24 protein-coding genes and 2 riboswitches are annotated in these 26,698 nt (G+C 63.2%); of the genes, 17 read left to right on the forward strand and 7 right to left on the reverse strand.

Going from position 1 to position 26,698, the window contains the following annotated elements; genetic code table 11:
• Positions 1–20: 20 nt before the first annotated feature.
• Positions 21–929 (reverse strand): LysR family transcriptional regulator, encoded by a 909-nt coding sequence (locus DWB67_RS04510; protein ID WP_119806531.1) that lies wholly within the window; start codon positions 927–929, stop codon positions 21–23.
• A 124-nt stretch (positions 930–1,053) separates the two neighbouring features.
• On the opposite strand from DWB67_RS04510, the gene DWB67_RS04515 reads away from it, so the two are divergent.
• The 4 genes from DWB67_RS04515 (at position 1,054) to aroQ (ending at position 4,604) form a co-directional block, all read left to right on the forward strand.
• Positions 1,054–1,995: a ring-cleaving dioxygenase gene (locus DWB67_RS04515; protein WP_119806327.1), complete on the forward strand. Its 942-nt coding sequence runs from the start codon at positions 1,054–1,056 to the stop codon at positions 1,993–1,995.
• Between the two features lie 42 nt (positions 1,996–2,037).
• Positions 2,038–2,583, forward strand: coding sequence for a DUF924 family protein (locus DWB67_RS04520; protein WP_119806328.1), 546 nt, complete (start codon positions 2,038–2,040; stop codon positions 2,581–2,583).
• A 68-nt stretch (positions 2,584–2,651) separates the two neighbouring features.
• A complete protein-coding gene (locus DWB67_RS04525) occupies positions 2,652–4,121 on the forward strand; it encodes an asparaginase domain-containing protein (RefSeq protein WP_119806329.1) in 1,470 nt (489 codons plus the stop codon).
• A 51-nt stretch (positions 4,122–4,172) separates the two neighbouring features.
• Positions 4,173–4,604 carry a type II 3-dehydroquinate dehydratase gene (gene aroQ / locus DWB67_RS04530; protein WP_119806330.1) on the forward strand — a complete coding sequence of 144 codons (432 nt, stop codon included), beginning with the start codon at positions 4,173–4,175 and terminating at the stop codon, positions 4,602–4,604.
• A 274-nt stretch (positions 4,605–4,878) separates the two neighbouring features.
• Here aroQ and DWB67_RS04535 read toward each other — a convergent pair whose 3' ends face one another.
• The 3 genes from DWB67_RS04535 to cobO all read right to left on the reverse strand — a co-directional run bounded on the left by DWB67_RS04535 (position 4,879) and on the right by cobO (position 7,697).
• Entirely contained in the window at positions 4,879–6,231 is a 1,353-nt protein-coding gene (locus DWB67_RS04535; RefSeq protein WP_119806331.1) for a trehalose-6-phosphate synthase, read from the reverse strand.
• A 16-nt stretch (positions 6,232–6,247) separates the two neighbouring features.
• Positions 6,248–6,970 (reverse strand): trehalose-phosphatase, encoded by a 723-nt coding sequence (gene otsB, locus DWB67_RS04540; protein ID WP_119806332.1) that lies wholly within the window; start codon positions 6,968–6,970, stop codon positions 6,248–6,250.
• A 97-nt stretch (positions 6,971–7,067) separates the two neighbouring features.
• The gene (gene cobO / locus DWB67_RS04545; protein WP_119806333.1) at positions 7,068–7,697 is read right to left on the reverse strand and encodes a cob(I)yrinic acid a,c-diamide adenosyltransferase; all 630 of its coding nucleotides are present in this window, start codon (positions 7,695–7,697) and stop codon (positions 7,068–7,070) included.
• Between the two features lie 39 nt (positions 7,698–7,736).
• Positions 7,737–7,956, forward strand: a riboswitch (cobalamin riboswitch).
• Between the two features lie 99 nt (positions 7,957–8,055).
• Between cobO and DWB67_RS04550 the strand changes: the two genes are divergently transcribed.
• From DWB67_RS04550 to cobJ, 7 genes are read left to right on the forward strand one after another with little or no spacing between them, the layout of a single operon-like run.
• Positions 8,056–8,409 (forward strand): DUF1636 domain-containing protein, encoded by a 354-nt coding sequence (locus DWB67_RS04550; protein WP_119806532.1) that lies wholly within the window; start codon positions 8,056–8,058, stop codon positions 8,407–8,409.
• A 5-nt stretch (positions 8,410–8,414) separates the two neighbouring features.
• The gene (gene cobW / locus DWB67_RS04555) at positions 8,415–9,458 is read left to right on the forward strand and encodes a cobalamin biosynthesis protein CobW (protein ID WP_119806334.1); all 1,044 of its coding nucleotides are present in this window, start codon (positions 8,415–8,417) and stop codon (positions 9,456–9,458) included.
• A complete protein-coding gene (gene cobN / locus DWB67_RS04560) occupies positions 9,458–12,682 on the forward strand; it encodes a cobaltochelatase subunit CobN (RefSeq protein ID WP_119806335.1) in 3,225 nt (1,074 codons plus the stop codon). Before cobW ends, cobN begins: the two co-directional genes overlap by 1 nt.
• A complete protein-coding gene (cobG, locus tag DWB67_RS04565) occupies positions 12,679–13,782 on the forward strand; it encodes a precorrin-3B synthase (protein ID WP_119806336.1) in 1,104 nt (367 codons plus the stop codon). Before cobN ends, cobG begins: the two co-directional genes overlap by 4 nt.
• Entirely contained in the window at positions 13,782–14,411 is a 630-nt protein-coding gene (locus tag DWB67_RS04570; protein ID WP_119806337.1) for a precorrin-8X methylmutase, read from the forward strand. Before cobG ends, DWB67_RS04570 begins: the two co-directional genes overlap by 1 nt.
• Positions 14,412–14,415: 4 nt before the next feature.
• Complete coding sequence (locus DWB67_RS04575) at positions 14,416–15,159, forward strand: precorrin-2 C(20)-methyltransferase (RefSeq protein WP_119806338.1); 744 nt, start codon at positions 14,416–14,418, stop codon at positions 15,157–15,159.
• Positions 15,156–15,890, forward strand: a complete 735-nt coding sequence (gene cobJ, locus DWB67_RS04580; RefSeq protein ID WP_119806339.1) for a precorrin-3B C(17)-methyltransferase — start codon at positions 15,156–15,158, stop codon at positions 15,888–15,890. The genes DWB67_RS04575 and cobJ overlap by 4 nt, the downstream gene beginning before the upstream one ends.
• On the opposite strand, the gene DWB67_RS04585 is transcribed toward cobJ, so the two are convergent.
• On the reverse strand, positions 15,866–16,609 hold the full coding sequence (locus tag DWB67_RS04585; RefSeq protein ID WP_119806340.1) for a cobalt-precorrin-6A reductase: 744 nt from the start codon (positions 16,607–16,609) through the stop codon (positions 15,866–15,868). The genes cobJ and DWB67_RS04585 overlap by 25 nt on opposite strands.
• Here DWB67_RS04585 and cbiE point away from each other — a divergent pair.
• From cbiE to cobF, 6 genes are all read left to right on the forward strand, one after another.
• Complete coding sequence (gene cbiE, locus DWB67_RS04590) at positions 16,608–17,798, forward strand: precorrin-6y C5,15-methyltransferase (decarboxylating) subunit CbiE (RefSeq protein ID WP_119806341.1); 1,191 nt, start codon at positions 16,608–16,610, stop codon at positions 17,796–17,798. The two genes, DWB67_RS04585 and cbiE, sit on opposite strands and share 2 nt — an antisense overlap.
• Positions 17,780–18,130 (forward strand): cobalamin biosynthesis protein, encoded by a 351-nt coding sequence (locus DWB67_RS04595; protein ID WP_255418555.1) that lies wholly within the window; start codon positions 17,780–17,782, stop codon positions 18,128–18,130. Before cbiE ends, DWB67_RS04595 begins: the two co-directional genes overlap by 19 nt.
• On the forward strand, positions 18,127–18,900 hold the full coding sequence (cobM, locus tag DWB67_RS04600; RefSeq protein WP_119806343.1) for a precorrin-4 C(11)-methyltransferase: 774 nt from the start codon (positions 18,127–18,129) through the stop codon (positions 18,898–18,900). The genes DWB67_RS04595 and cobM overlap by 4 nt, the downstream gene beginning before the upstream one ends.
• Positions 18,897–20,225: a cobyrinate a,c-diamide synthase gene (locus tag DWB67_RS04605; protein WP_119806344.1), complete on the forward strand. Its 1,329-nt coding sequence runs from the start codon at positions 18,897–18,899 to the stop codon at positions 20,223–20,225. Before cobM ends, DWB67_RS04605 begins: the two co-directional genes overlap by 4 nt.
• A gap of 20 nt (positions 20,226–20,245) precedes the next feature.
• Positions 20,246–20,468: riboswitch (cobalamin riboswitch) on the forward strand.
• A gap of 32 nt (positions 20,469–20,500) precedes the next feature.
• A complete protein-coding gene (locus tag DWB67_RS04610) occupies positions 20,501–21,166 on the forward strand; it encodes an energy-coupling factor ABC transporter permease (protein ID WP_119806345.1) in 666 nt (221 codons plus the stop codon).
• The gene (cobF, locus tag DWB67_RS04615; RefSeq protein WP_119806346.1) at positions 21,163–21,903 is read left to right on the forward strand and encodes a precorrin-6A synthase (deacetylating); all 741 of its coding nucleotides are present in this window, start codon (positions 21,163–21,165) and stop codon (positions 21,901–21,903) included. The genes DWB67_RS04610 and cobF overlap by 4 nt, the downstream gene beginning before the upstream one ends.
• On the opposite strand, the gene DWB67_RS04620 is transcribed toward cobF, so the two are convergent.
• Together DWB67_RS04620 and carB are read right to left on the reverse strand one after the other, a co-directional pair.
• Positions 21,900–23,093, reverse strand: coding sequence for a CAP domain-containing protein (locus DWB67_RS04620; protein WP_119806347.1), 1,194 nt, complete (start codon positions 23,091–23,093; stop codon positions 21,900–21,902). The two genes, cobF and DWB67_RS04620, sit on opposite strands and share 4 nt — an antisense overlap.
• A gap of 216 nt (positions 23,094–23,309) precedes the next feature.
• Positions 23,310–26,648 (reverse strand): carbamoyl-phosphate synthase large subunit, encoded by a 3,339-nt coding sequence (gene carB / locus DWB67_RS04625; RefSeq protein WP_119806348.1) that lies wholly within the window; start codon positions 26,646–26,648, stop codon positions 23,310–23,312.
• Positions 26,649–26,698: the final 50 nt, after the last annotated feature.

Below are 26,698 nucleotides of genomic sequence, written 5' to 3' on the forward strand. Positions count from 1 at the left end.
ACATCAGGCGATCCGGACAGTTACTTCGGGTCGCCTATCCCGCGTTGCCACGGTGGCACATCCGCAAACGCCTGTGCAACATGGTCGACAAACAGCCGTGTCTTATGGGGCATCGGTTTGATCGGAGGCCAGACAAGGCTGACCGGCATCATCTTTTGCGGCAGATCGGGCAACAGCCTGACCAGCCGCCCGTCCCTGATCGCATCATGGACAATAAACAGCGGCAGCAGCGCCAGACCCAAGCCCCCGATCGCCATATCGCGCATCGCCTCGCCGTTGTTGGCGGTGATACGGCTTTGGGAGGGGGACGGGATATCAAAGGGCCAGATCTCGGCCATGCGGACATTCAGATAGCCGATGCAATCATGGCCATGCAGATCATCGGGGGCCGTGATCTGCCCGTAACGCGCCAGATAGTCGGGGCTGGCTACCAAGGCACGCGGGTCATGACACAGCCGCCGCGCCATCAGGCTGCTGTCTTTCAGCTGTCCGATCCGCAGGGCAACGTCGAAGCCCGCCCGCCCAAGATCGGCATTGCGGTCATCGTAATCCAGCACGATGTCCAGCGCGGGATGGGCGCGGGCGAAACCGGCGATGATGGGACCAAAATGACGGATGCCAAAGCTCATCGGGGCGGCAATGGCCAATCGACCACGCAATTCCGTATCGGCCCCCGCGATGCTTTCGGTGGCAGCGACCAGTTCTGCCAAAGCGGGACGCAGCCGGTCGGCCAATGTCCATGCGCTGTCGGTGGGGGTGATGCGTCCGGCATGGCGGGTGAACAAGGGCACGCCAAGCGTGGTTTCGAAATCGCTGATGCGCTTGCTGACGACCGATTTCGACAGATCGGCCCGCACGGCGGCACCCGATATGCTGCCAGCGTCCAGAACGGCCAGAAAGGTGCGGATATCGGTAAGGGTCCATGTCATGTTTTGACCATAGCGCGGCACGCATCGTTCGCAAGAACCGAACACAGCGTTGCCTGCGCGACGGGTGCCACGAACGGACAGCAGGGTGCATATTCCCCTTAACGCTTATCGAAAGGGGCATCCCATGCAACTGACCGGCATTCACCATCTGACCGCGATCACTGCCAATGCAGCCGCGAACAACCGTTTCTATACGCAGACGCTTGGATTGCGCCGCGTCAAGAAGACGGTCAATCAGGACGACACCTCGGCCTATCATCTGTTCTTTGCGGATGGCGCTGGCACACCCGGCACCGACATCACCTTCTTTGACTGGCCTGCCGCCCGCGAACGGCGCGGCACGAACGCCATCATCCGCACCGGCCTGCGCGTGGATGAAGCCAGTCTGGATTACTGGGCCGCGCGTCTGTCCGGCCTTGGTGTCAGTACCGGCAAGATCACTGCGCTGGACGGTCGTCCCGTCCTTGATGTCGAGGACGCCGAGGGCCAGCGCCTGCGCCTGATCGCAGCGCCCCAGCCCGTGGGCCAGCCTTGGGCCGACAGCGATGTGCCAGCTGGACACCAGATCCGCGGCCTTGGACCGATCACCATTTCCGTTCCCGACCTTGCCCCCACCGAAGCCCTGCTGACGCAGGTGATGAACATGCGAAAGGCGCGCGATTACACCAGCCCCGACGGCCAAGGTCAGGTGCATGTCTTTGAAATGGGCGATGGCGGTGCGGCATCCGAACTGCATGTCGCAGTCCAGCCCGATCTGCCAAAGGCCCGTCAAGGCGCGGGCGGTGTCCACCATGTCGCCTTTCGTGTGCCCGACACCGTTGCGCTGACAGAATGGACCAAGCGCGTTGCCGGATACCGTGTCCCGAACTCGGGCGAGGTTGAGCGTTACTATTTCCGCTCGCTCTATTTCCGTGAACCGGGCGGCAGCCTGTTTGAACTTGCCACCGACGGTCCGGGCTTTGATGTTGACGAACCGCGTGACAGCATGGGTCAGGGCCTGTCGCTGCCGCCGTTTCTGGAAAGCAAGCGCGCCGCGATCGAGGCCAGCCTGAAACCGTTGGACTGACATGAACGGGGCATGGCGCCATGCCCCCTGAAGGAGACTACAATGACGATCAAAACCGCCGATCAGGTTCTGGAGTTCTGGTTTTCCGACCAAATGACGTCCAACTGGTTTGTAAAATCCGAACAGATCGACGCGCAGATTGTCGATCTGTTCGCCGACACCTATCAGGCCGCCCATGACGGCCAATTGGACGATTGGATGAACAGCAGCGATCACGCCTTGGCGCTTTGCATCGTGCTGGACCAGTTTCCGCGCAATATGTTCCGCGGATCACCGCGCAGCTTTGAAAGCAATTATCTGGTGCTGGGCTATGCCCGTATGGCGCTGGACAGGGGCTTTGATCAGGAACAGGACCCCAAGCCCCGCCAGTTCTTCTATCTGCCCTTCATGCATTCGGAAGATCTGTCCGATCAGACGCAATCGGTCGCGCTATATGAAAAACTGGGCAACCAGCATTCGCTGCATTTTGCCCGCGAACATCACGACATTGTCGCCCGCTTTGGCCGCTTTCCACATCGCAATGCCGTGCTGGGCCGCAACACCATCCCCGAGGAGGCCGAATTTCTGAAAACCCATAAGGGTTTCTGACCGCCAAAGGGCTGGATCGTACCTGATGGTCGGCCCTATATGGGCGGACCAGTCACAAGGGGGCCATCATGCGGATCTGCGTTCTGAATACCGGCGGCACCATCGCCTGCACGGGCAGCCCGCTTGCGCCGATGCCATCAAACCGTTTTGCGGATGCCCTGCGCGATCTTTTGGGACATTCACTGGCGGCCAGCCTGCCTGCAACCGGACTGCATTTCGACACCGGCCTGCGCTTTGGCGATACCGGCAGCGGCACATTGGACAGCACCGATCTGCGCCCCTTAGATTGGTGCAAGATGGCGGGGCGGGTTCTGGAGCTATACGACCTCTTCGACGGTTTCGTGATCCTGCATGGCACCGATACGATGGATTATACCGGTGCGGCGCTGTCGTTTTTGCTGAATGTCACCGATGCGCGGGGCCATGCGCGCGCCACCCTGTCCAAGCCGGTAATCCTGACCGGATCGCAACTGCCGCTGTTGACCGAAACGCCCGATGGGCTGGTGCTGAATGCGGCCAGCGACGGGCTGTTGAACCTGACCGGCGCTTTGGCCATGACACACCTGCGCCTGCCCGAGGTTATGGTGTTTTTCGGCGGCCAACTGCTGCGGGGGAATCGTACGCTGAAATCCTCGACCACGGGGTTTGCGGCCTTTGACAGCCCGCATCTGCCCGCACTGGCACATGCGGGGATCGGCATCAGGCATGGCGCGGCGCAGCCTTTGACGGGGCCTGCATCATCGCAGCAGGCACTGGACCACACTGATGCAATGGCCTTGGCACAGGCACAACTGGATGCAGTGGCGCAGGTGATCGACGCGCAATCGGTGGCGCAATTACCGGCGGTGCCAGCGGATGGCCCGCTGATGGCGCATCTGATCGATGCGGCGCTGGCCAGCGGTGCAACCGGATTGATCATCCAAGGCTTCGGCGAGGGTAATATCCCGGCGGCTATTGTCACCAAGGCAGCCCTGCACCGGGCGCAGGATCACGGGGCCATTACTGTGATTGCCAGTCGGGTCACCGACGGGCAGGTGTGGGCATTCCACTATGCCGCAGGGGCTTGGGTGGCGGACACAGGGGCCATCGGCTGCGGGGATATCACCCCTGTAGCGGCGCTGGCAAAGCTGACGGTGCTGCGTGCGGCGGCGGATCACCACGGCTGGGATAACGCCACGGTGCAGGCATTGATGCAGCGCAGCCTTGCGGGTGAATGCGCTGCAACCGATCACAGCACGGGACCGCTGCTTGCGGGCCAAAGCCTGTCGGTTGCGGATGTTGCCTTGCTGAATGACGCCGATGACGGCCCTGTGCTGCGACAGGGCGATAATATCCTGTGGCGTGCCGGTGGCGCGGGTCGGTTGCAGATGCGCGGCGACCGGTTGGTGCTGGTGGCACCTGACGGCGGGATCACATGGTCCAGCCCGCCAGCATCGCCACAATCGGTCCTGACAATTGCGGCCAATCCCCCGCGCCTGATGCTGGTCGACCCCGCCGATCAGGCAGCCGATATCACCGTTTTCTGCCATCAAGGCTGACAGAACGACCAAGGCGCGCTACCACTGGGTTGTCATTGCCAAGGAAATGCCATGTCGCTGATCTATGTCCTGAACGGCCCGAACCTGAACCTGCTGGGGCAGCGCCAGCCCGAAATCTATGGCAGCACGACCCTGTCCGATGTCGAGGATCTGTGCCGCGACGCTGCTGGTCCCCATAAGATCCGCTTTTTGCAATCGAACTGGGAAGGCCAGATCATCGACTGGATCCACGAAGCGCGCCTGGACGGTGCCGCCATCGTCATCAACCCCGCCGCGCTGACCCATACATCGGTGGCGGTGCTGGATGCACTGAACACCTTCGACGGCCCCGTAATCGAGGTGCACATCAGTCAGGTCCATAAACGGGAAGCCTTTCGCCACCATTCCTATGCCTCGATGCGGGCGGACGGGGTCATCGCGGGCTTGGGGGTGCGGGGCTATGCCGCTGCCGTGCGCTATGTGACCAGCCTGATCAAGAACTGAAAAACCGCCATTTCCGACCGCAGGGAGGAGGAGGTGCGGCAGAAATGGCGGCTTTCAGTTGGATCCGAACCGGACCCGGAGGAGGAGCGCCTGAAGCATTTTCAGCTTCGTATCCTCAATATGCGCCGGATGGTGGCGGTGGTCACGTGGCGGTGCTGCACCGTCGCATCCGGCACATTGAATGCCCGAAAAACAGGCTGAATATCTGCCCCATGCCCTGTGGTGCGGCAGTTCCCTTATGAAATGCCCCCCGCTCAGGGCGATTCGCAGGCAATCAGCACGCGGCGTCCAAAGCCTTCAGATAGGTCGCAGACCACCATGCGATATCCTGTTCGACCACGCCTTTCAGCAAAGCGGCGTGGCGTTCGCGGCGTTCTTCCAGCGACATCCGCACCGCTTGGGCCATGGCTTGCGCGATATCATACGGGTCATGGGGGTTGATGATCAGCGCCTCGGTCATGGTTTCGGCAGCACCGGCAAAGCGCGACAGGATCAACACCCCCGGATCGGCTGGGTCTTGTGCTGCAACATATTCTTTGGCGACAAGGTTCATTCCATCCGCCAGCGGCGTGACCAACCCGATGCCCGCCTGACGGTAAAGCCCCGCCAGAACAGGACGTGCCATCGCACGGTGGATAAAGCGGATCGGCGTCCAGTTCAGGCTGGCGAACTGGCCGTTAATGCGACCTGCCAGATGCTCGGTTTCCTCGCGGATGTCCTGATAGGCCTCTACCTCGCCGCGGGTCGGCGGTGCGATTTGCAGAAACGAAATCTTCTCCTGCAGATCGGGGATTTTTTCCAGCAACAGCTGATAGGCGCGGAAACGGTGCGGGATGCCTTTGGAATAATCCAGCCGGTCGACCCCGATCATCATCTTGGCGCCGGTCAGGCTGCGCATGCGGTCTTCATCGGGGGCGTCCTGCGCCTCGGCGATAAAGTTCTTGGCGTCGATACCGATGGGGAATGCGCCTGCATGCAGCTTGCGACCCGACAGGCGGAATTCGGTATCCGACAAATGATCCATATCAGACAGCTGCCGCCCGCTTTCTGCAAAGGCCCCGATATCGCGTTCGGCCTGAAAGCCGACCAGATCGTAATGGGACAGCCAGTCGAACAATTCCTCGGGGTTGGGCAGGGCACCGCAATCGGCGGGGCCGGGGAACGGGATGTGCAGGAAATGCCCGATCGCCGCCGTCACCCCCCGCGCTCGCAATTCGGCGGCCAAGGGGAACAGATGGTAATCCTGCACCCAGATGCGATCCCCTTCGCGCAGATGCGGCATCATCATATCTGCAATCGACCCGTTCACGCGACGATAGCCGTCGACATATTCCGGAAAGATCCGCACCAGATCGGGCCGTCCATGACACAGCGGCCACAGGATCGAGTTGGAATAGCCCAGATAGTAATCTTCGTGATCCTGCGGCGACAGATCGAACGACAACCGCTGGAACGGCGCGCCCGGATGATCTTGCAGGGTGGTGGCAGGGGTGTCTGTCACCTCGCCGGAAAAGCCGATCCATACACCGCCGGAACTGCGCAGCGCATCCTCTAGCGCGACCACCAATCCCCCCGAGGGATTGTCACCAAGCGGAAGGCGGTTCGATACGACGATCAGGCGGGACATATAGGCTCCTTGGAAATTAGTTAATCGATGCGTCCAGCCAAGCGGCCAGCGCCGAAGGATCAGCAAGGCGGTATTCCGCGGCGGTCGGACCATCGCCGATCTTGATGGCAAAGCCGCCAAGCGATTGCGCCTGCACCATCGCGGGTTCATCGGTGGTGTCATCCCCTGCAAAGACGGGCACACGCCCCGCAAAAGGTTCGCGCTGCATCAATGCGGCCAGCGCGCTGTCCTTGCCAACACCTTGGGGTCTGATCTCCATCGCCATTTTTGCCGGTTGCAGCATCAGCCCCGGATAGGTGGCCAACAAATCCTGCATGACCTTTTCGACGTAATCCTGCAGGCCGGGGTCGGCGCGGTAATGCAGCCCGACGCCATGGGGCTTTTCTTCAACCAACAAGGCGGGATGGGGGCGGGCCAGTTCATGCGCCGCGCGGTGAAGGGCCGCGACATCGAAGGGCTGCTGGTGGACAGCCTCGATCATATCGGGGGCCAGTGACAGTTCGGCCCCGTGGCTGCCCGCGACAATACCTTGAAAATCGGGCACATGGCCGCGTAGATCGGCCACATCGCGACCCGATATCAGCGCCACCGCCCCGCCAAGCTGGTCATACAGCTTTCCCAACCGTGCCAGTAATTCAGACGAAACGACGACAGCATCCGGACGGGCAGCAATATCGACAAGACATCCGTCGAAATCCAGAAACAGCGCGGCATCTTGTGGAAGCTTGGGCGGGGTCATGGTCGGATCGTCCTTTGCTTGGTGCACGAAGTGAACCCGCGTATCGAGGCACGGGTTCACGGCAAGGTCAACTTTTTGTGCCGCATTGCAAAAATTATCAGAACTCGACACCCATCTGTGCCTTGATGCCTGCACGGAACGGATGCTTGATCTGTCCCATTTCAGTGACCAGATCGGCCGCCTCGATCAGGCTGTCGGGGGCACCGCGACCGGTCAGCACCACATGGGTCATAGGCGGCTTTTCAGCGGCCAGAAACGCCAGAACCTGTTCCACATCCAGATAGCCATAGCGGAAGGCAATGTTGATTTCGTCCAGCAAAACCATGCGGATTTCGGGGTCGCGGATCAATTCCTTGGCCCGTTCCCAGCCTGCTTCGGCAGCAGCGATGTCGCGGGATTTATCCTGCGTTTCCCAAGTAAAGCCTTCGCCCATGCTGTGAAACTGGCATAATTCGCTGAAATGCGTGGTCAGCAGGCGGCGTTCGCCCGTGTCCCACGCACCTTTGATGAATTGCACGACCGCGCAGGGCATTTCATGGGCGATACAGCGCATGATCATGCCAAAGCCGCTGCTGGATTTGCCCTTGCCGGGGCCGGTATGGACGATGATCAGGCCTTTTTCGCCGGTTTTGGTTTCCATCATCCGGTCGCGGGCGGCCTTTTTCTTGGCCATTTTCTGTATGTGGCGGGCCAGATCCTGTTCGGGAATGGGGTCGGACTGGGTCATGAAATCGCTCCTTCGGGTTGACAAATCGGGGCTGCGGGCCTTTGGTTGGCGCGTGTTGGTTCCTGTCGTAAGGCAGGCGAAGAGGGAATGCGACAGGCAAGGCCACAAAGCCCCGCCCAAGCGCAGCCGCCCCCGCGACCGTGACCGGAAAGGTCGCCCGAACCACTGGCCCATACGCGGGCCGGGAAGGTGGGACGACCATTGGGCCAAAGCCCTGAATCCGCAAGCCGGGAGACCTGCCAGCACATGATGATGACGGGCGACCGGGGTGTGTCGTGACCAGTTGGACAATGGCCGGATGATCCGTGCCGTTATCCTTGGCCACATCCTGATGCCAAAGCTGAAGGGAAGGGCCGCAATGCGCGCCATTTTGCATGTCTGCACCACCTGCCGCGGAATGGTGCCCGCCGAGGACCCCGATGCCCCCCGCCCCGGCGCGGTGTTGCATCAGGCGTTGACGGATGCGCCGCCCGAAGGTGTGGAAATCCGCCCCGTCGAATGTCTGTCCGCCTGTTCGCAAGGTTGCGCCGTCTCGCTTTCGGGTGCGGGCAAGTGGTCCTATGTCTATGGCCGCCTGACCCCCGAAGATGCCGCCGACATCGCCACGGGTGCCGCCGCCTATGCTGCCAGCAGCGATGGCATTGTGCCTTGGCGCGAACGCCCGACCATTTTCCGCAAGCAAAGCCTTGCCCGCATCCCCCCGCAGGAGTGACCCCCATGTCCGATCTGACCAAGACCCCCGTTACCGTGATCACCGGCTTTCTGGGCGCAGGAAAAACCACCCTTGTGCGGCATCTGATGCAGAACCCGCAGGGCAAGCGGCTGGCAGTGCTGGTCAATGAATTCGGCAGCATGGGCGTGGACGGCGAAATCCTGAAGGGCTGCGCCGACGACAATTGCCCGGCCGAAAACATCATGGAGCTGTCGAACGGCTGCATCTGCTGCACGGTCGCCGATGATTTCATCCCGACGCTGGAACGGCTGATGGCGCTGCCGCAAAAGCCCGACCACATCCTGATCGAGACCTCGGGGCTGGCGCTGCCGAAACCCCTGCTGAAGGCCTTCGACTGGCCCGCCATCCGGTCGCGCATCACCGTCGACGGCGTGATTGCATTGGCGGATGCCGAAGCCGTCGCCGCGGGCCGTTTCGCCCCCGATGTCGCCGCCGTGGACGCCCAACGCGCCGCCGACGACAGCCTTGACCACGAAACGCCCCTGTCCGAGGTGTTCGAGGATCAGATCGCCTGCGCCGATGTCGTTTTGCTGACCAAGGCCGATCTGGCCGGTGATGCTGGCGTCGCCGCCGCCCGTGCCGCCATTCTGGAACACGCCCCGCGCAAGCTGCCGATTCTGACCGTCACCGAAGGCGCGATTGACCCGCAGGTGATCTTGGGCCTGAACGCCGCCGCCGAAGACGATCTGGCCGCCCGTCCCAGCCACCATGATGGCCATGACGATCACGAGCATGAGGATTTCGACACGGTCATCATCGACCTGCCCGAAATCACCGACCCCGCGCATCTGGTCGCGGCTATTGAACGTCTGGCCGTTGAACAGAACATCCTGCGCGTCAAAGGCCATGTCGCCGTTCAGGGCAAACCGATGCGTCTGTTGGTGCAGGCCGTGGGTGCGCGGGTGCGTCACCAATATGACCGTCAGTGGGGCGATCAGCCGCGCCGGTCGCAGCTGGTGGTCATCGCCGAACATGACGATGTGAACCCCGAGGCGATCCGCGCCATGCTGACGGGCGTGCCTGCCTGATGCACGTCGTCTTCCGCGAACGCCACGGGCTGGACCAGTCCGACGCCCCCTATGACCCCGGCCAGTCGCCGGCGGATCTGGTGGTGCTGTCCTTTTCGGACAGCGATCTTGGCGCATTCGCGGCGGGCTGGCATCGCGCGGCGGGGGGGCTGCCGTCAACGCGGCTGTGCAACCTTGTCGCGCTGCGCCATCCGGTGTCGGTCGACACCTATCTGGACCAGACGCTGTCGGGGGCCAAAGGCATCCTGATCCGCCTGATCGGGGGCGAGGCCTATTGGCCCTATGGTCTGGCATCCGTGCAGGATCTGGCGCGGCGGCGCGGCATTGCGCTGGCGGTATTGCCCGCCGACGGACGCGATGATGCGCGGCTGGATCAGGTGTCCACCGTGCCCGCATCGGTGCTGCGCGTGTTACGGCGACATTGCGACCAAGGCGGCGCGGTGGCGGCCCAAGCAGCACTGGCACAGATGGCAATCGCTGCGGGACTGCATGCGGCCCCGGTTTTGGGGCGCAAGACCCTGCCCCAGATGGGGCTTTATGATCCCGAACTGGGCATCATCGAAACGCCACCTGATGGTCCCTTGGCGCTGGTCACATTCTATCGCAGCTGGTTGGCCGCGGCCGATACCGCCGCGATTAACGCCATGATCCACGCCTTGCGTGCGCGTGGCCTTAACGCCTGCGGTGCCTTTGCACCGTCGCTCAAGGCCTCGGGGTTTGCCGAATGGTTGCGCGGTGCCTTGCCCGACGTCCCCGCCACCATCGTCAATGCCACCGGTTTTTCGGCCCATACCGAAAATGGTGGCGCCTTCGACGGCTTTGACAGCCCCGTTTTTCAAATCGCCCTGTCCACCAACCGCCGCAGCGAATGGCATCAGGCCGAACGCGGGCTGTCGCCATCCGACCTTGCCATGAACGTAGTCCTGCCCGAGGTGGACGGACGCATACTTGCCGGTGTCATCAGCTTCAAATCCCCCGCCAAACGTGACCCCGACCTGCAATATTCCCGCTTTGCCCATCGCCCCGATGCCGCGCTGGTCGATGCCGCCGCCGACCGCATCGCCGCATGGCACCGCCTTGGCGCGACACCTGCCACAGATCGCAAGTTGGCGTTAATTTTGTCCACCTATCCGGGGCGCGACTGGCAGATGGCGCATGCCGTGGGGCTGGATGCGCTTGCCTCGGCCCATGGGGTGGCGGAACTACTGGCCAATCACGGCTATGATGTTCCCCCCATTCAGGGCGATCTGACCCGCGAACGCAATACATGGCCGCTGGACGAATATCGCACTGCGCTGGCCACCCTGCCCGCAACTCTGCGCGACGATCTGGATGCCGCATGGGGCGCACCCGAAACCGACCCCGACATGCGGGATGGCGCGTTCCATTTCGCCGCCATCCGTGCGGGGAAACTGTTGATGGCGCTGCAACCCGAACGCAGCCATCACGCCACCCGCGATGATGATTATCACGACCTGACCCGCGTGCCGCGCCATGCCTATGTCGCCTTCTATCTGTGGCTGCGGTCACAGGGGCTGCACGCGATGATCCATATGGGCGCGCATGGCACGCTGGAATGGTTGCCCGGAAAATCGGTGGCGCTGTCGGATGATTGCTGGCCGCAGGCGCTGACCGGTGCGTTGCCGGTGATTTATCCGTTCATCGTCAATGATCCGGGTGAGGCTGCGCAGGCCAAGCGCCGCCTTGGTGCCGTGACTTTGGGTCATCTGCCCCCACCTATGCTGGCCGCAGCGGTGCCTGACAGCATGGCGGGGCTGGAACGCCTGCTGGATGAATATTCGACCGCCGACGGGCTGGACCCTGCCCGCCGCGACCGGCTGGTCAGCGATATCCGCGACACCTCGCGCGCGCTTGGCGTCGACCGTGATCTGGGCATCCCCCCCGATGCGAGTGAGGCCGAGGCGATCACCCGCATCGACCGCTTTGTTTGTGACATCAAGGAAAGCCAATACGGGCAGGGTCTGCATATCTTCGGCCAAGGCGAATACGGGCCGCAGGAACAGGCGGGTCTGTTGGCCGCGCTGTCGGGCCGCCATGTCGCGGCGGGGCCTTCGGGATCACCTGCACGGGGCCGGTCGGATGTGCTGCCCACAGGGCGCAACCTTTTTGCCACCGATCCACGTGCCGTGCCGACCCGCGCTGCACATGCCCAAGGCATCAAACTGGCCGAGGAATTGCTACGTCGTCACCTGCAGGATCACGGCGACTGGCCGCGCGGCTTGGTTGTCGATCTGTGGGGCAGCGCCACGATGCGCACCGCCGGTGAGGAGTTCGCCATGGCGCTGCATCTGGCGGGGCTGAAGCCTGTCTGGGACGAAGGCTCGGGGCGGGTATCAGGCGTGGAAATCTTGCCGCTGGCGCTGCTGGACCGTCCGCGCATCGACGTGACGCTGCGGGTGTCGGGCTTGTTCCGCGATGTCTTCCCCGTGCTGGCACAGTTGTTCGAAACCGGCGCACAGGCGTTGGCCGAACGCGAGGAGGCCGCCGATATGAACCCCTACGCCGCGCGTGTGGCACGGGTGTTCGGCCCCGAACCCGGCCAATACGGGCTGGGCATGGGCACCGCCCCCGATACCTTTACCGACGCCGCAAGGCAGGCAGCGGGTGAGGCTTGGATCACCGCCTCCAGCTGGGCCATCGGGCAGGATGGCGCTGTCACGCAAGACCGTGACGGGATCGAGGCCCGCCTGCAAACCGCAGACAGCTTTGTCCACGCGCAGGACCTGCCCGAAAGCGACCTGCTGCTGGCCGCCGATTATGCCGCACACGAGGCTGGCTTTGCCGCCGCCATGGCCCGCATCGGGGCGGATGCCCCCGCGTTGTATCATCTGGACGCCACGCAGCCAGACCGCCCCCGCGCCCGCACCCTGACCGAGGAAATCGCACGCACCGTCCGCGCCCGCGCCACCGATCCGCGTTGGGCCGATGCGATGACCGCCCATGGCTTCCGCGGCGCGGCTGAAATCGCCGCAACGTTGGACCACATGGCTGCCTTCGCGCATCTGGCAGGCGCGGTGCCGCCACATCTGTTCGATCTGTATCACGAGGCCACGTTGGGCCGCGACGACATCACCGCCTTCATGCAAACCGCCAACCCCGAGGCTTTGGCCGCCATGCGCGATCTGTTCCAGCGGTTGCATGATGCGGGACTGTGGGTGACGCGGCGAAACTCGATCGCCGCCAGCTTGGGGCCGGACGCATGAGCGGCGTGAAGGGCTGGTGCCCCGGTGCCCTGCGTCCGATGGAATCAGGCGATGGCTGGGTTGTACGTATCAAGCCGCACGGCGCGAAGCTGTCCCGCACTCAGGCAACGGGGATCGCCGATGCGGCGCAAACCTATGGTAACGGGCTGATCGACCTGACGGGGCGTGGCAATCTGCAATTACGCGGTGTCACGCCCGACAGCCATACGCCGCTGATCGCGGATCTGCGGGCGCTGGATTTGGTTGACCCTGATATCGCCACGGAAACGCGGCGCAATATCATTGTCACACCCTTTGGTGACGGCACGACTGATGGATTGGTCCACGATCTGGAAGCAGCTTTAGCCAACAGTACGCTGACCCTGCCTGCCAAATTCGGCTTTGCGGTCGATACCGGCCCAGCGCCGGTTCTGACCGATGATCCTGCCGATATTCGGATCGAACGGTTGGGCGATACGTTGGTCCTGCGCGCCGATGGCATGATGTTTGCATCGGCCTTTCACGCACCAGAGGATGCGATTGCCTTGGCCGGTTGGTTCCTTGCCAAGGGCGGCGCCTCTGGCGGTCGTGGTCGGATGGCGGCGTTGATTGCCAAGGGCGTCCGGCCAGTCGCTGATATCGCGGCACCTGCCCCCGCCCGGGCCGCGACGCCGGGTGCTGTAGCAGATGGATTTCTGGCAGGGTTTGAATTCGGGCAAATTCCCCCCGACACATTGCGCCGCTTGGGACGTCTTGGTCCGCTGCGCCTGACGCCGTGGCGGATGCTGCTGGTGCAGGGTGCGGGATGCCTGCCCGCGATGGACGGTCTGATCCTGACCGCTGATGACCCACGCCTGCGCCTGCGGGCCTGCACCGGTGCGCCCGGCTGCACACAGGCCCATGCCGCGACGCGTTCTGTGGCGCATGGTCTTGCGCCCTTTGTGCCGGATGGTGCAGTGCTGCACGTGTCGGGTTGCGCCAAAGGCTGCGGCTGGCCGCGCAAGGCCGACATCACGCTGACCGCTACGCCGCAAGGCTTTGACCTGATCCGCCATGGCTGCGCGCATGATGCGCCGGTTTTGCGCGGGCTCCACTCTGACCAACTGCCGAAGGTGCTTTGATGCCGTATGACTATGAAAAGGACGGGGCCGCGATCTATCGTCAGTCCTTTGCCACCATCCGGTCCGAGGCCGACTTGACGCGTTTCGACGCTGATGAAGAACCCGTCGTCACCCGCATGATCCATGCCGCAGGTCTGGTAGGGCTTGAGAATTATGTCCGTTTCACCCCCGGCATGGCGACCATCGCCCGTGCCGCATTGGCGGGCGGTGCGCCGATCCTGTGTGATGCGCGTATGGTCAGCGAAGGCGTCACCCGCGCCCGCCTGCCCGCCGATAATCCGGTCATCTGCACCCTGAACGACCCCCGCGTGCCCGACATGGCCCGTGACATGGGCAACACCCGCAGCGCCACCGCGCTGGAACTGTGGCGCCCGCATCTGGCAGGCGCGCTGGTCGCCATCGGCAATGCCCCCACCGCGCTGTTCCACCTGCTGAACATGCTGGAGGACCCCGACTGTCCCCGCCCCGCCGCAATCATCGGCTGTCCCGTCGGCTTTATCGGTGCGGCGGAATCCAAGGATGCGCTGATGGCAGCGGCCCCTGTGCCATCGGTCATCGTGCAGGGACGGCTTGGCGGATCGGCCATCACCGTGGCCGCAATCAACGCGCTGGCCAGCCGGAAGGAATAAGCCCATGGGACAGATCATCTGTGCAGGACTGGGACCGGGCGATCCTGACCTGATCTCGGTCCGGGCCGACCGCGCCATTCGCGGCGCGCGCCATGTGGCGTTCTTCCGCAAGCCGGGACGTCAGGGGCAGGCACGCCGCATTGTGACCGGCATGCTGGATGACGGGGCCGCTGAATACCCGATGGAATACCCTGTCACGACGGAAATTCCCTTCGACAGCCTGGAATATAACGACCTGCTGTCGCGCTTTTACGATGACTGGGCGGCACGTTTGCGCGACTTGGCAGCAACCGACGATGTGGTCGTGCTGTGCGAGGGTGATCCGTTCCTCTACGGGTCGTTCATGCATCTTTATGTGCGCCTGCGTGATCAGGTGCCGATGCAGGTCATTCCGGGCATTCCGGGCATGGTCGGTTGCTGGAACGCCAGCGGCACGCCGATCACATGGGGCGATGATGTGCTGACCGTCCTGATGGGCACATTGCCCGAGGATGACCTTCACCGCCATATCACCTGCGCCGACGCGCTGGTCGTCATGAAGACCGGACGCAACCTGCCAAAAGTCCGCCGTGCGCTGGCCAGAGCGGGCCGTCTGGACGATGCGTGGCTGATTGAACGCGGCACCATGCCCAATGAACGCATCGCGCGGCTGGCCGATGTGCAGGATGCCGACTGCCCCTATTTCGCCATCGTGCTGGTCCATGGCCAAGGTCGCCGCCCCGTCGCCCTGTCGGGGGATGTGGAATGAGCGGCTGGATCACCGTCGCGGGCCTTGGGCCGGGGGATGATGCGCTTGTGACGCCTCAGGTCATGCAGGCGCTGGAACAGGCGACCGATGTCATCGGCTATATCCCCTATGTCGCGCGGGTCGCACCGCGGGCGGGGCTGGTGCTGCACCCCTCCGACAACCGAGTCGAGCTGGACCGTGCAAGACTGGCGCTGAAAATGGCGGCGGATGGCAAGCGGGTGGTGATTGTCTCCTCGGGCGATCCCGGGGTCTTCGCCATGGCATCCGCCCTGTTCGAGGCGCTGGAGGCCACCCCCGACCTGATCGACACCGATATCCGCATCCTTCCGGGCATTACGGCGATGCTGGCGGCAGCGGCACGCGCCGGTGCGCCCTTGGGCCATGATTTCTGCGCCATCAACCTGTCCGATAATCTGAAACCGTTTAAGATGGTGGAACAACGTCTGCGCCACGCCGCCCGCGGTGATTTCGCCATGGCCTTCTATAACCCGCGATCCGCCAGCCGCCCGCATCAGTTCACCCGCGTGCTGGAGATCCTGCGCGAGGAATGCGGCCCCGACCGCCTGATCATCTTTGCCCGCGCGGTCAGCACACCCGATGAAGCCCTGACCACCGTCACCCTGTCCGAGGCAACGCCCGAAATGGCCGATATGCGCACCGTCGTTCTGGTCGGCAATGCCGCGACGCGCAGGGTGGGCAAATGGGTCTATGCCCCGCGACGGGCCGTTTGATGTATCCAGGCCAGCGCCAGTTCGGGTTCGCTGACCTCTGCCCGTTCGGGCAGGACGGGGCGGTCGATCATGATGACCTGCACCCCCAATTCACGTGCGGCGGTCAGCTTGGCCACCGCCCCCATGCCCCCTGCATTCTTGGCAACGACATGGGTGATCCGGTGGTCGCGAATCAACGCGGCATCCCCCTGCGCGGTAAAGGGACCGCGTGCAATCACGACCTGCGCGTCGGGCAAGGGCATGGCAACGGGCGGATCGACCAACCGCAGCAGGAAGTGATGCGGCAGACCGGCAAAAGCGTCCAAATTCTGCTTGCCGATGGCCAGAAAAACGCGGGTGGGGCTGGCGGGCAAGGCCGATGCCGCCTTGGCGATGTCGCTGACGCGGGTCCAACGATCACCCTGCCCTGCCACCCATGCCGGACGTTGCAGGCACAGCAGCGGAACCCCCGCCAAAGCTGCCGCGTTAACCGCATTGGCGCTGATCTGGGCGGCAAAGGGATGGGTCGCGTCGATCAGATGCGTAAACCCGCCATCGCGCAGGTGCTGCGCCAGACCCTGCACGCCGCCAAAGCCACCCATGCGGGTGGGCAAAGGCTGGGCCACAGGGGACATCGTGCGACCAGCATAGGAAAACTGGGCATTAAGGCCCTGATCTGCCAGAAAGCGGGCCATGGCGCTGGCCTCGGTCGTGCCGCCCAGCAGCAGGATGCGTGTCATGTCTGAACCTTGGCTGACGATCATCGGTATCGCCGAAGATGGCCTATCCGGCCTGCCGGATGCAAGCCGTCAGGCACTGGCGCGCGCTGATCTGGTCTTTGGCGGACCGCGACATCTGGCCTTGGCAGGGGTGACCGATAAGGGCCGGCCATGGCCCGTGCCGTTCGATATTGCGCCGGTGCTGGCGGCCAAAGGGCGACGGGTCGTGGCCCTGACCTCGGGTGATCCTTTCTGGCACGGGGCGGGTGGCACACTGGCCGCGCATCTGGACCCTGCCGACTGGGTGGCGCTGCCGGTGGCGGGCGTGATCGGTCTGGCCTGCGCGCGGCTTGGCTGGCGGGCCGAGGCCACAGTGACACTTGGCCTGCATGCCGCACCCTTTGCCCGACTGCGCCCGCATCTGGTGCGCGGATGCCGCATCATCGCCACCTTACGTGACGCGGCAGCTGTGGCGGCGCTGGCCGACTGGCTGTGCACACAAGGGGCTGGCGCTGCACATCTGACAGTTATGGAACGGCTTGGCGGACCTGACGAACGGCTGCACAGGACACGCGCCGACCGATTTGCGCTGTCCGGCATCGCGGCACCTGTGGCGGTGGCCATTGACGGCGCGGACCTGCCGCGCGGCACCGGCATCAGTGCCACGGCAGGGCGGCCCGATGACAGCTTTGACCATGCGGGGCAGATCACCAAATCACCCATCCGCGCCATGACGTTGGCCGCGCTTTCCCCCCGCCCCAATGCGCTTTTGTGGGACATCGGCGGAGGATCGGGCGCGATCTCGGTCGAATGGGCCTTGGCCGGTGGGCGCGCCATCTGTATCGAACCGCGCGCCGACAGGGTCGACCTGATCCGCGCAAATATCGCCAACTTTGGCGTCGACCATCTTGTCACCGTGCTGCATGCCAAAGCGCCGGAAGCGCTGACCGGTCTGGCCGATCCCGATGCGGTTTTCATCGGCGGCGGCGGATCAGAGAGCGTATTTCAGGCCCTTTGGCCACTGATGCCCGCAGGTGCGGTACTGGTGGCAAATGCGGTCACATTGGAAACGGAAATGTTGCTGACACAGCTTCACACCCATAACGGAGGCGACCTGATGCGCATCGACATCGCCCGCGCGGCCCCCTTAGGCACCATGCGCGGCTGGCAACCCGCCCGACCCGTCCTTCAATGGGCGGTGACCCGATGAAGGTCGCGGGTATCGGCTGTCGCAATGACACCCCGCTGGCGGCATTGACCCAAGCTGTCGCCAAGCTTGATGCGGATATTCTGGCAGGCATCGCCATCCGCGCCCCCCTGCTGGAACAGCTTTCACAGGCGCTGGACCTGCCTTTACAGATTGTCGAGATCGCAGGCATCGAAACGCCCTCCCAATCGCCCCGCATTCAGGCCCTGCACGCCACAGGTTCGGTGGCCGAGGCAGCGGCGCTGGTCGCCGCCGGACCGACCGCAAAGCTGACCCAGCCGCGTATCGTTTCGGAATGCGGCCGCATCACCATCGCCATCGCAGAGGTTTCATGACCATCCACTTTATCGGTGCCGGACCCGGCGCGGCCGACCTAATCACCTTGCGCGGGCGCGACCTGATCGCAGCATGTCCGGTGTGTCTGTATGCGGGCAGCCTTGTGCCGCCTGCGCTGCTGACCCATTGCCCGACGGGTGCGCGGATCGTGAACACGGCCTCCCTCAGCCTTGACCAGATCATCGCGGAAATGCAGGCGGCCCATGCGGCAGGTCAGGATGTGGCGCGACTGCATTCGGGCGATCTGTCGGTCTGGTCGGCGATGGGCGAACAGCTGCGCCGCCTGCGGGCGTTGGATATCCCCGTGCAGGTCGTGCCGGGCGTGCCGTCATTCGCCGCCGCCGCCGCCGCGCTGGAAGCCGAGCTGACCCTTCCCGGACTGGCGCAATCGGTGGTGCTGACCCGCACACCGGGGCGGGCGTCATCCATGCCTACGGGCGAAAGCCTGACCGCCTTTGCGGCAACCGGCGCGACACTGGCGATCCACCTGTCGATCCATGCGCTGGATCAGGTGGTGGCCGATCTGACGCCGCATTACGGCCCTGATTGTCCCGTGGCCGTTGTCTGGCGCGCCAGCTGGCCTGACCAGCGGGTGATCCGGTCGACATTGGCCAATATCGCCAAAGACGCCCAAGGCATCGACCGCACGGCGCTGATCCTTGTTGGCCCCGCCCTTGCCGGTGACGGTTTCGACGACAGCCGTCTTTACGCCACCGATTATGACCGCCGATACCGCCCCGTCGGTCCAGATCCGAGGTTCCCTGAATGAGCACCCCCGGATTGATGATTTCCGCCCCCGCCTCGGGGACGGGCAAGACCATGCTGATGCTGGGCCTGCTGACCGCGCTGCGACGGCGGGGGATGGCGGTGCAGCCGTTCAAATCAGGGCCGGATTACATCGATCCGGCATTTCATACTGCGGCATCCGGTCGGGCCTCGTTCAATATCGACGCTTGGGCCATGCAACCGGGCCGGATTATCGGTCATGTGACCGGCCAGCCGGATGCCGACCTGATTTTGGCCGAAGGGTCCATGGGCCTGTTCGACGGCGTAGCCAAGGCGGGCGAGACTGGCATCGGGTCCAGCGCCGAGGTGGCCCAGATGATGGGCTGGCCCGTCGTGCTGATCCTCGACGTCTCGGGTCAGGCGCAATCGGCGGCGGCGGTGGCGCGGGGCTTTGCGACCCTGCGACCCGACCTGCCCTTTGCGGGCGTTGTACTGAACCGCGTGGCGTCGCCCCGCCACGACACGCTAATTCGCGAAGGCATGGCCGAGGCAGGCATCACTGTGCTTGGCGCCCTGCCCCGCCAAGGCAATATCACCTTGCCCGAACGCCATCTGGGTCTGGTGCAGGCCGAAGAAACGCCTGAATTGCAGGCGATCCTTGACCACGCTGGCGATTTTGTCGGCGCGCATTGCGATCTGGATGCCATCATCGCTGCCGCCGCCAGCCGCACCCTGCCCGATGCCGATGCGCCCCTGCCGATCATCCCGCCGGGGGGCCGCATCGCGCTGGCCCGCGATGCGGCGTTCAGCTTTACCTATCCTCACGTCCTGCAGGCATGGCGCAAGGCGGGTGCGACGATCCTGCCGTTTTCGCCATTGGCTGATCAGGCTCCCGATGACAGCGCCGATTGTTGCTGGCTGGCGGGGGGATATCCTGAACTGCACGCGCCGAAACTGGCCGCCTCCGACAATTTCCGCGATGGGATGCACCGCTTTGCAGCGACCCGTCCGGTGCATGGCGAATGCGGCGGCTATATGGCGCTTGGCGCGGGGCTGGTCGATGCCGCGGGCGAACGCCACCGGATGCTGGGCCTGTTGGGGTTGGAAACAAGCTATCACAAGCGCCGGATGCATCTGGGCTATCGTCGCGCCGATCTGGTGGCACCCTTTCCGGGCATCGGGCAACAGGCGCTGCGGGGGCATGAATTCCACTATGCCTCCATTATCGATCAACCCGATGCCCCGCTGGCGCGCGTGACAGATGCCAACGGCGCGGCGGTTCCCGAAACGGGATCATACCGCGCAATGGATAGCGGGGGTCAGGTCACCGGCACCTTCTTTCACATGATTGCCCCTGCCGCGACTTGACGCGCGGGGCGTGATCACGTCTATCTGACCATCTGGATGGTGCCCGTTCAGACGGGTAAGCGTCGGGCTTCATCGGGAATGGGGAAGGGCGGACCCAATCGCGGCGCCCGAAGCCCCAGCCGCCCCCGCGACTGTATGCGGAGAGCGTGCGTCACCAACGCCACTGGACCATCGCGTCTGGGAAGGCCGACGCCACGCATCGACCCGCAAGCCAGGAAACCGGCCATGCAGCCAATTTTCCCGCCGTCGGGGATGACGGCTATAGGAGACTGAACATGCATATCGAACATGGTGTCGTGAATGGCGCCAAGCTGATCCTTGGCTATGCCACCGCAGCCACGGCTGTCGTTTACACCGCCAAGATCGCCTTTGACGCGCTACGCGAACGCGGGCTGTTGTCGTTGGCGGGTCGCAGTGTGCTGGCCACCATCGCCACCTTTGTCTTTTTCCAAGTGTTGCCCACCATGCCCGTCGGTGTGTCCGAGGTTCACCTGATCATGGGATCGACCCTGTTCCTGTTATTCGGGGCGGCACCTGCGGCCATCGGTCTGGCGCTTGGGCTGTTGACCCAAGGGCTGTTCTTTGCGCCCGCCGATCTGCCGCAATACGGGATGAACGTCACCTCGCTTCTGGTGCCGCTGTTTGCCGTTTCGGCGCTGGCGGGCCGGATCATCGCGCCGAAGACCGCCTATGTTGATCTGACATACGGTCAGGCGCTGGCGCTGTCGACGGCGTTCCAAGGCGGCGTCGTCGCATGGGTCGCTTTCTGGGCCTTCTATGGTCAGGGCGTCGAGGCATGGTCCGGAGTCGCGACCTTCGGCGCAGCCTATATGCTGGTCATCGCGCTGGAGCCGCTGGTCGATCTGGCCGTTCTGGCAGGCGCGAAATCCCTGCGCGGCCTGCGCCACAGCGGGCTGGTCACACAGCGGCTTTACGCATGATCACCCTTACCCTGATCGGGATCGGCACGGGCAATCCAGACCATCTGACGTTGCAGGCCATCACGGCGATGCAGCAGGCGGATCTGGTGCTGATCCCGCTGAAGGGTGACGATAAGGCCGATCTGGCGGGCATCAGGCGTGCCATGCTGGACCGGCATCTGACAAAGGCACCGATGCGGGTGGTCGAATTCGACCTGCCGCGTCGGGATACCGCCAACCCAGATTATCTGGGTGCGGTGGACCGCTGGCATGACGCCATCGCAGATGTGTGGCGCGACCGGATCAATACGCATCTGCCCGATGGCGGCAATGTGGCGCTGTTGGTCTGGGGCGATCCCTCGCTTTATGACAGCAGCCTGCGGATTGCCGCACGGCTGGATCTGGACGTTACAGTCATTCCGGGGATCACCGCCATTCAGGCGCTATGCGCCGCCCATGCCATTCCCCTGAACGGTCTGGGCGCTGCCGCGCAGATTACGACGGGGCGCAATCTGCGCGACCACGGCTGGCCTGATGGCGTTGACCGGTTGGTCGTGATGCTTGACGGGACCTGCGCCTTCCAGACCCTGCCCGCCACGGGTATCGACATCTGGTGGGGTGCGTTCCTTGGTATGCCGCAGCAGATCCTTGACCATGGGCCGCTGGCCGAGGCTGGTCCCCGCATCATCGCCACACGCCAGTCGGCCCGCACCGCGCATGGCTGGATCATGGACTGCTATCTGCTCAACCGGTCCTAGAACAGGAAGATGTCGTCGGCGACATCCTGTGCGGTCAGGTCAGCCCCCTCGACCAGAATGCGGTGACCTTGTGACAGGGTAATCAGGACACCGCGGTCGGTTTCGGTGATGTTGCTATCGACGAAATCCGGCAGATATCCGGTGACCAGATTATCGGAAATCATCAGCCGGTCCTGACCCGTGTTGAAATCCGTGATGCGATCGACGCCGGTTTTTCCGGCAAAGACGAATTCATCCGCGCCGCCGCCACCCGTCAGCACATCAGCGCCAAGGCCGCCCACCAGCGTATCCTGCCCCTGCCCGCCCTTCAGCGTATCGTTCCCCAGACCGCCCCGCAGAAGGTCATTGTGCTTATGGCCGAACAGCTGGTCATGCCCTGCCCCGCCGCCCAGCTGGTCGCGACCGCTGCCACCCATCAGACTGTCCCTGCCAGCGCCGCCATTCAGGATATCATTGCCGTTCTGGCCGACAAGAACATCATAGCCGTTCTGGCCCTGCAGGACATCACTGCCGGACCCGCCGCGCAATGTGTCATGACCGGCACCGCCCGCAACCAGATCATCGCCCGCAGCACCCGTCAGGTCCTGGGCACCTGCGCCTTTGGTGATCCGGTCATCACCGTCGGTCCCAAAGGCGCTGTTGGCGACCGATCCGTTGTCCTCAAGCCATTCCGCGGTCGAGGTCATGCCCGTATCAGGGCGATCCACCATGCCGATGGTCACGCCAGTGGCAACGTCCAGATTCAGCGCGCCGCCCGTCGCCGCAAAATTCTGCGTGGCCATCAGAACCCGTGTGCCGTTGAAATCGCCGGTCTGCAGGCCGATCCCGATATAATCGACATCAGGGTCCAGAATATTTGCGCGATGGCCCGGACTGTCCATCAGGTTCTGGTGCAGCTGCCGGACCTCGTCGAACAGGGTGCCGTCACGATCGGCCGAGACATAGGCCAGATTTTCGGTCACCCGCCAGCTGTCCTCCAACGGGAAATTTGCGTCGCGCAGACGGTCCGTCGCCGATGATCCCCCCGCCCCTTGATGCGAAAACACATCACGACCCAACATCCAGCCGCTATGCGCCTGCGAGGAATCATTCAGCCGTGTTTCCAGCATCAAGGGTTGCAGCCCGTATCCCGCACGTTCCTCATTGATCAGCTGAAGGAAATAGCGTTCTGCGGCGGTTGCTTGGGACATGAAAACCTCTGATGTCATTTCGGGGGAAAATGGTGGTTCAGAAATCGCCCTGACCGGTACGCTCTGGCATAAGTCGGCGATCTTTGTGTCAAATGCACTATAACACAACCATAGGTAGCAAAAAACACGCAACAACCCGAAGTTGATCTTTGTCAACTTCGGGCCGTCTTTTGGGATGCATCTGGCCCGACAGGGTCGGACCGGAAGATGGGGTTCTTACGCCTGCAGACTGCGGACGCCGACTTCGCCTTCGCCGCGCGACTTGATCGCGGCCACTGCTGCGATGCTGCCTGCGGCGGTGGTGAAATAGGGGATCTTGTCATAAAGTGCGACCGCGCGGATCTCACGGCTGTCAGCGATGGCCTGTGCGCCTTCGGTCGTGTTCAGAACCATCGCGATTTCGCCGTTCTTCAAGCGGTCAACGATATTGGGGCGTCCTTCATAGACCTTATTGACCCGCTGTGTCTGCACACCGGCAGCAGACAGAAAGTCCCCTGTCCCCGAGGTGGTCATCAGCGTAAAGCCCATTGCGATCAGATCGCGCGCAGCCTCGGCCAATGCGTCGGATTTATCCGAATCCTTGACCGACAGGAAGACACAGCCCTCATGCGGCAGTTCCACACCGGCGCCCATCTGCGCCTTCAGGAAGGCCCGCGCAAAGTTGCGGTCCCAGCCCATGACTTCACCAGTCGAGCGCATTTCCGGCCCAAGAAGCGTATCGACACCGGGGAAGCGGGCGAAGGGCAAGACAGCCTCTTTCACGCTGAACCACGGGGTGATCGGGTCGGCCAAGGTCATCGGATCGGCGAAGGGCAGATCATCCTCGGGGCCGGCATTCGCGGGATAGGGCGCGCGTTCGGGGAAGTTCGACATCGGTTCGCCCGCCATCAGGCGTGCGGCGATGGAAGCGATGGCGCTGTCGGTGGCTTTGGCAACGAAGGGCACCGTGCGGCTGGCGCGCGGGTTCACTTCCAGCACATAGATTTCGCCGTCTTTCAGCGCGAACTGCACGTTCATCAGGCCCACCACATGCAGCGCACGGGCCATGGCCACGGTCTGGCGCTTGATTTCCGCGATGGTGTCGGGGGTCAGGGTATGCGGGGGCAGCGAACAGGCGCTGTCGCCGGAATGGACGCCTGCTTCCTCGATATGTTCCATGATGCCTGCGACATGGACGTTTTGGCCATCCGACAGGGCATCGACATCAACCTCGATCGCGCCCGACAGATAGCTGTCCAGCAGCACGGGGTTCTTGCCCGAAACCTTCACAGCTTCGGTGATATACCGCTTAAGGTTGTCCATATCGCGCACGATTTCCATGCCGCGACCGCCCAGAACATAGGACGGACGGATCACCAGCGGGAAGCCGATGTCATTGGCGATCGCGATGGCCTGCTCACCGCTGCTGGCGATGCCGTTGACCGGCTGGCGCAGGTCCAGACGGTTCAACAGGTCTTGAAAACGTTCGCGGTCTTCGGCCAGATCGATGGCATCAGGTGTGGTGCCAAGGATCGGGATGCCCTCGGCCTCCAGCGCGTTGGCCAGCTTCAGGGGCGTCTGGCCGCCGAACTGGACGATGACGCCATGCAGCGTGCCGTTCTGCTGTTCGGTGTGCAGGATTTCTAGCACATGTTCGAAGGTCAGCGGTTCGAAATACAGGCGGTCGCTGGTGTCATAGTCGGTGCTGACCGTTTCGGGATTGCAGTTGACCATGATAGTTTCATAACCGGCATCCGTCAGCGCATAACAGGCGTGGCAGCAGCAGTAGTCAAACTCGATCCCCTGCCCGATCCGGTTCGGACCGCCGCCCAGAATGACGACCTTTTTGGCATCCGTCGGGCGGGATTCGCATTCCACGTCACCCATCGCGGGGGCTTCATAGGTCGAATACATATAGGGGGTCTGCGCCTCAAACTCGGCGGCACAGGTGTCGATGCGCTTGAAGACCGGACGGATGTCCAAGCTGCGACGGGCGCGGCGCACGGCGTCTTCGTCCTGATCGGTCAGATGTGCCAGACGGGCATCGGTAAAGCCCATCATCTTCAATTCGCGCAGACCGTCTTCGTCCTGCGGCAGACCGTTTTCGCGGACCTGATGTTCGGCGTCGATGATTTCGCGGATACGAGCCAAGAACCACGGATCAAAGCTGGTGACGCGCTGGATCTCATCGTTCGACAGGCCGAAACGCATCGCCTCGGCGATGACGCGGATGCGGTCGGGGGTGGCCTTGGACAGCGCCGCGATGACCGCAGGCTTGCCCTGATCAGCCGCACCTTCGATGGCGATTTCGTCCAGGCCCGTCAGCCCGTTTTCCATCGAGCATAGGGCTTTTTGCAGCGATTCATGGAAGCTGCGACCAATGGCCATCACCTCACCGACCGACTTCATGGCGGTGGTCAGTTCGGGCTTGCTGCCTGGGAATTTTTCAAAGGCAAAGCGCGGGATCTTGGTGACGACATAATCGATACTGGGTTCGAAGCTGGCCGGCGTCACCTTGGTGATGTCGTTGTCCAATTCGTCCAGCGTGTAACCCACGGCCAGTTTCGCGGCGATCTTGGCAATCGGGAAACCCGTCGCCTTGGACGCCAGCGCCGAGCTGCGCGACACGCGCGGGTTCATCTCGATCACGACCATGCGGCCATCTTCGGGATTGATCGCCCATTGCACGTTCGATCCGCCGGTTTCGACACCGATTTCGCGCAGAACGGCGATGCTGCCATTGCGCATGATCTGGTATTCGCGGTCGGTCAGGGTCAGTGCAGGCGCAACCGTCATGCTGTCGCCGGTATGCACGCCCATCGGGTCGATGTTTTCGATGGCGCAGACGATGATGGCGTTGTCGTTGCGGTCGCGCACGACCTCCATCTCGAACTCTTTCCAGCCCAGCAGGGATTCGTCGACCAGCACCTGCGCCATCGGCGAGGCATCCAGCCCCGAGCGGACGATCCGCTCATAATCGTCGCGGTTATATGCAACACCGCCACCTGTGCCGCCAAGCGTGAATGCGGGGCGGATAATCGCGGGCAGGCCGATTTCTTCCAACGCGTCCATGGCCTGGGCAACGCCGGTGTTGATGTCGTATTTGCCGTTCGCCAGCTTGGGGGCGGCAATGATCGTCGCTTTGGGATTCTCGATCCCGATGCGGTCCATCGCCTCGCGGAACAGCTTGCGGTCTTCGGCCATTTCAATCGCGCCACGCTGCGCGCCGATCAGTTCGACACCATAGCGGTTCAGCGCACCATTATCGGCCAGCGCCAAAGCGGTGTTCAGACCCGTCTGTCCGCCCATCGTCGGCAGCAACGCGTCGGGGCGTTCCTTGGCGATAATTTTTTCGACGACTTCGGGGGTGATCGGCTCGATATAGGTGGCATCGGCCATTTCGGGATCGGTCATGATCGTAGCGGGGTTCGAGTTTACCAGAATCACCCGGTAACCTTCCTCGCGCAGGGCCTTACAGGCTTGTGCGCCGGAATAGTCGAATTCGCAGGCTTGCCCGATGACAATCGGCCCCGCTCCGATGATCAGGATCGACTTAATATCGGTTCTTTTCGGCATGGTCTTGCCCCCGGGCTTGGATGATGGATCGCGGCAAATCGTCTGGGGTT

It is taken from the genome of Paracoccus sp. JM45 (genome assembly GCF_003590715.1).
Taxonomy (GTDB): domain Bacteria; phylum Pseudomonadota; class Alphaproteobacteria; order Rhodobacterales; family Rhodobacteraceae; genus Paracoccus.

Coding starts and splice junctions, on each gene's coding strand:
- DWB67_RS04510 (WP_119806531.1), bottom strand. CDS start 929: ATGACATGGACCCTTACCGATATCCGCACCTTTCTGGCCGTTCTGGAC.
- DWB67_RS04515 (WP_119806327.1), top strand. CDS start 1,054: ATGCAACTGACCGGCATTCACCATCTGACCGCGATCACTGCCAATGCA.
- DWB67_RS04520 (WP_119806328.1), top strand. CDS start 2,038: ATGACGATCAAAACCGCCGATCAGGTTCTGGAGTTCTGGTTTTCCGAC.
- DWB67_RS04525 (WP_119806329.1), top strand. CDS start 2,652: ATGCGGATCTGCGTTCTGAATACCGGCGGCACCATCGCCTGCACGGGC.
- aroQ (WP_119806330.1), top strand. CDS start 4,173: ATGTCGCTGATCTATGTCCTGAACGGCCCGAACCTGAACCTGCTGGGG.
- DWB67_RS04535 (WP_119806331.1), bottom strand. CDS start 6,231: ATGTCCCGCCTGATCGTCGTATCGAACCGCCTTCCGCTTGGTGACAAT.
- otsB (WP_119806332.1), bottom strand. CDS start 6,970: ATGACCCCGCCCAAGCTTCCACAAGATGCCGCGCTGTTTCTGGATTTC.
- cobO (WP_119806333.1), bottom strand. CDS start 7,697: ATGACCCAGTCCGACCCCATTCCCGAACAGGATCTGGCCCGCCACATA.
- DWB67_RS04550 (WP_119806532.1), top strand. CDS start 8,056: ATGCGCGCCATTTTGCATGTCTGCACCACCTGCCGCGGAATGGTGCCC.
- cobW (WP_119806334.1), top strand. CDS start 8,415: ATGTCCGATCTGACCAAGACCCCCGTTACCGTGATCACCGGCTTTCTG.
- cobN (WP_119806335.1), top strand. CDS start 9,458: ATGCACGTCGTCTTCCGCGAACGCCACGGGCTGGACCAGTCCGACGCC.
- cobG (WP_119806336.1), top strand. CDS start 12,679: ATGAGCGGCGTGAAGGGCTGGTGCCCCGGTGCCCTGCGTCCGATGGAA.
- DWB67_RS04570 (WP_119806337.1), top strand. CDS start 13,782: ATGCCGTATGACTATGAAAAGGACGGGGCCGCGATCTATCGTCAGTCC.
- DWB67_RS04575 (WP_119806338.1), top strand. CDS start 14,416: ATGGGACAGATCATCTGTGCAGGACTGGGACCGGGCGATCCTGACCTG.
- cobJ (WP_119806339.1), top strand. CDS start 15,156: ATGAGCGGCTGGATCACCGTCGCGGGCCTTGGGCCGGGGGATGATGCG.
- cbiE (WP_119806341.1), top strand. CDS start 16,608: ATGTCTGAACCTTGGCTGACGATCATCGGTATCGCCGAAGATGGCCTA.
- DWB67_RS04585 (WP_119806340.1), bottom strand. CDS start 16,609: ATGACACGCATCCTGCTGCTGGGCGGCACGACCGAGGCCAGCGCCATG.
- DWB67_RS04595 (WP_255418555.1), top strand. CDS start 17,780: ATGGGCGGTGACCCGATGAAGGTCGCGGGTATCGGCTGTCGCAATGAC.
- cobM (WP_119806343.1), top strand. CDS start 18,127: ATGACCATCCACTTTATCGGTGCCGGACCCGGCGCGGCCGACCTAATC.
- DWB67_RS04605 (WP_119806344.1), top strand. CDS start 18,897: ATGAGCACCCCCGGATTGATGATTTCCGCCCCCGCCTCGGGGACGGGC.
- DWB67_RS04610 (WP_119806345.1), top strand. CDS start 20,501: ATGCATATCGAACATGGTGTCGTGAATGGCGCCAAGCTGATCCTTGGC.
- cobF (WP_119806346.1), top strand. CDS start 21,163: ATGATCACCCTTACCCTGATCGGGATCGGCACGGGCAATCCAGACCAT.
- DWB67_RS04620 (WP_119806347.1), bottom strand. CDS start 23,093: ATGTCCCAAGCAACCGCCGCAGAACGCTATTTCCTTCAGCTGATCAAT.
- carB (WP_119806348.1), bottom strand. CDS start 26,648: ATGCCGAAAAGAACCGATATTAAGTCGATCCTGATCATCGGAGCGGGG.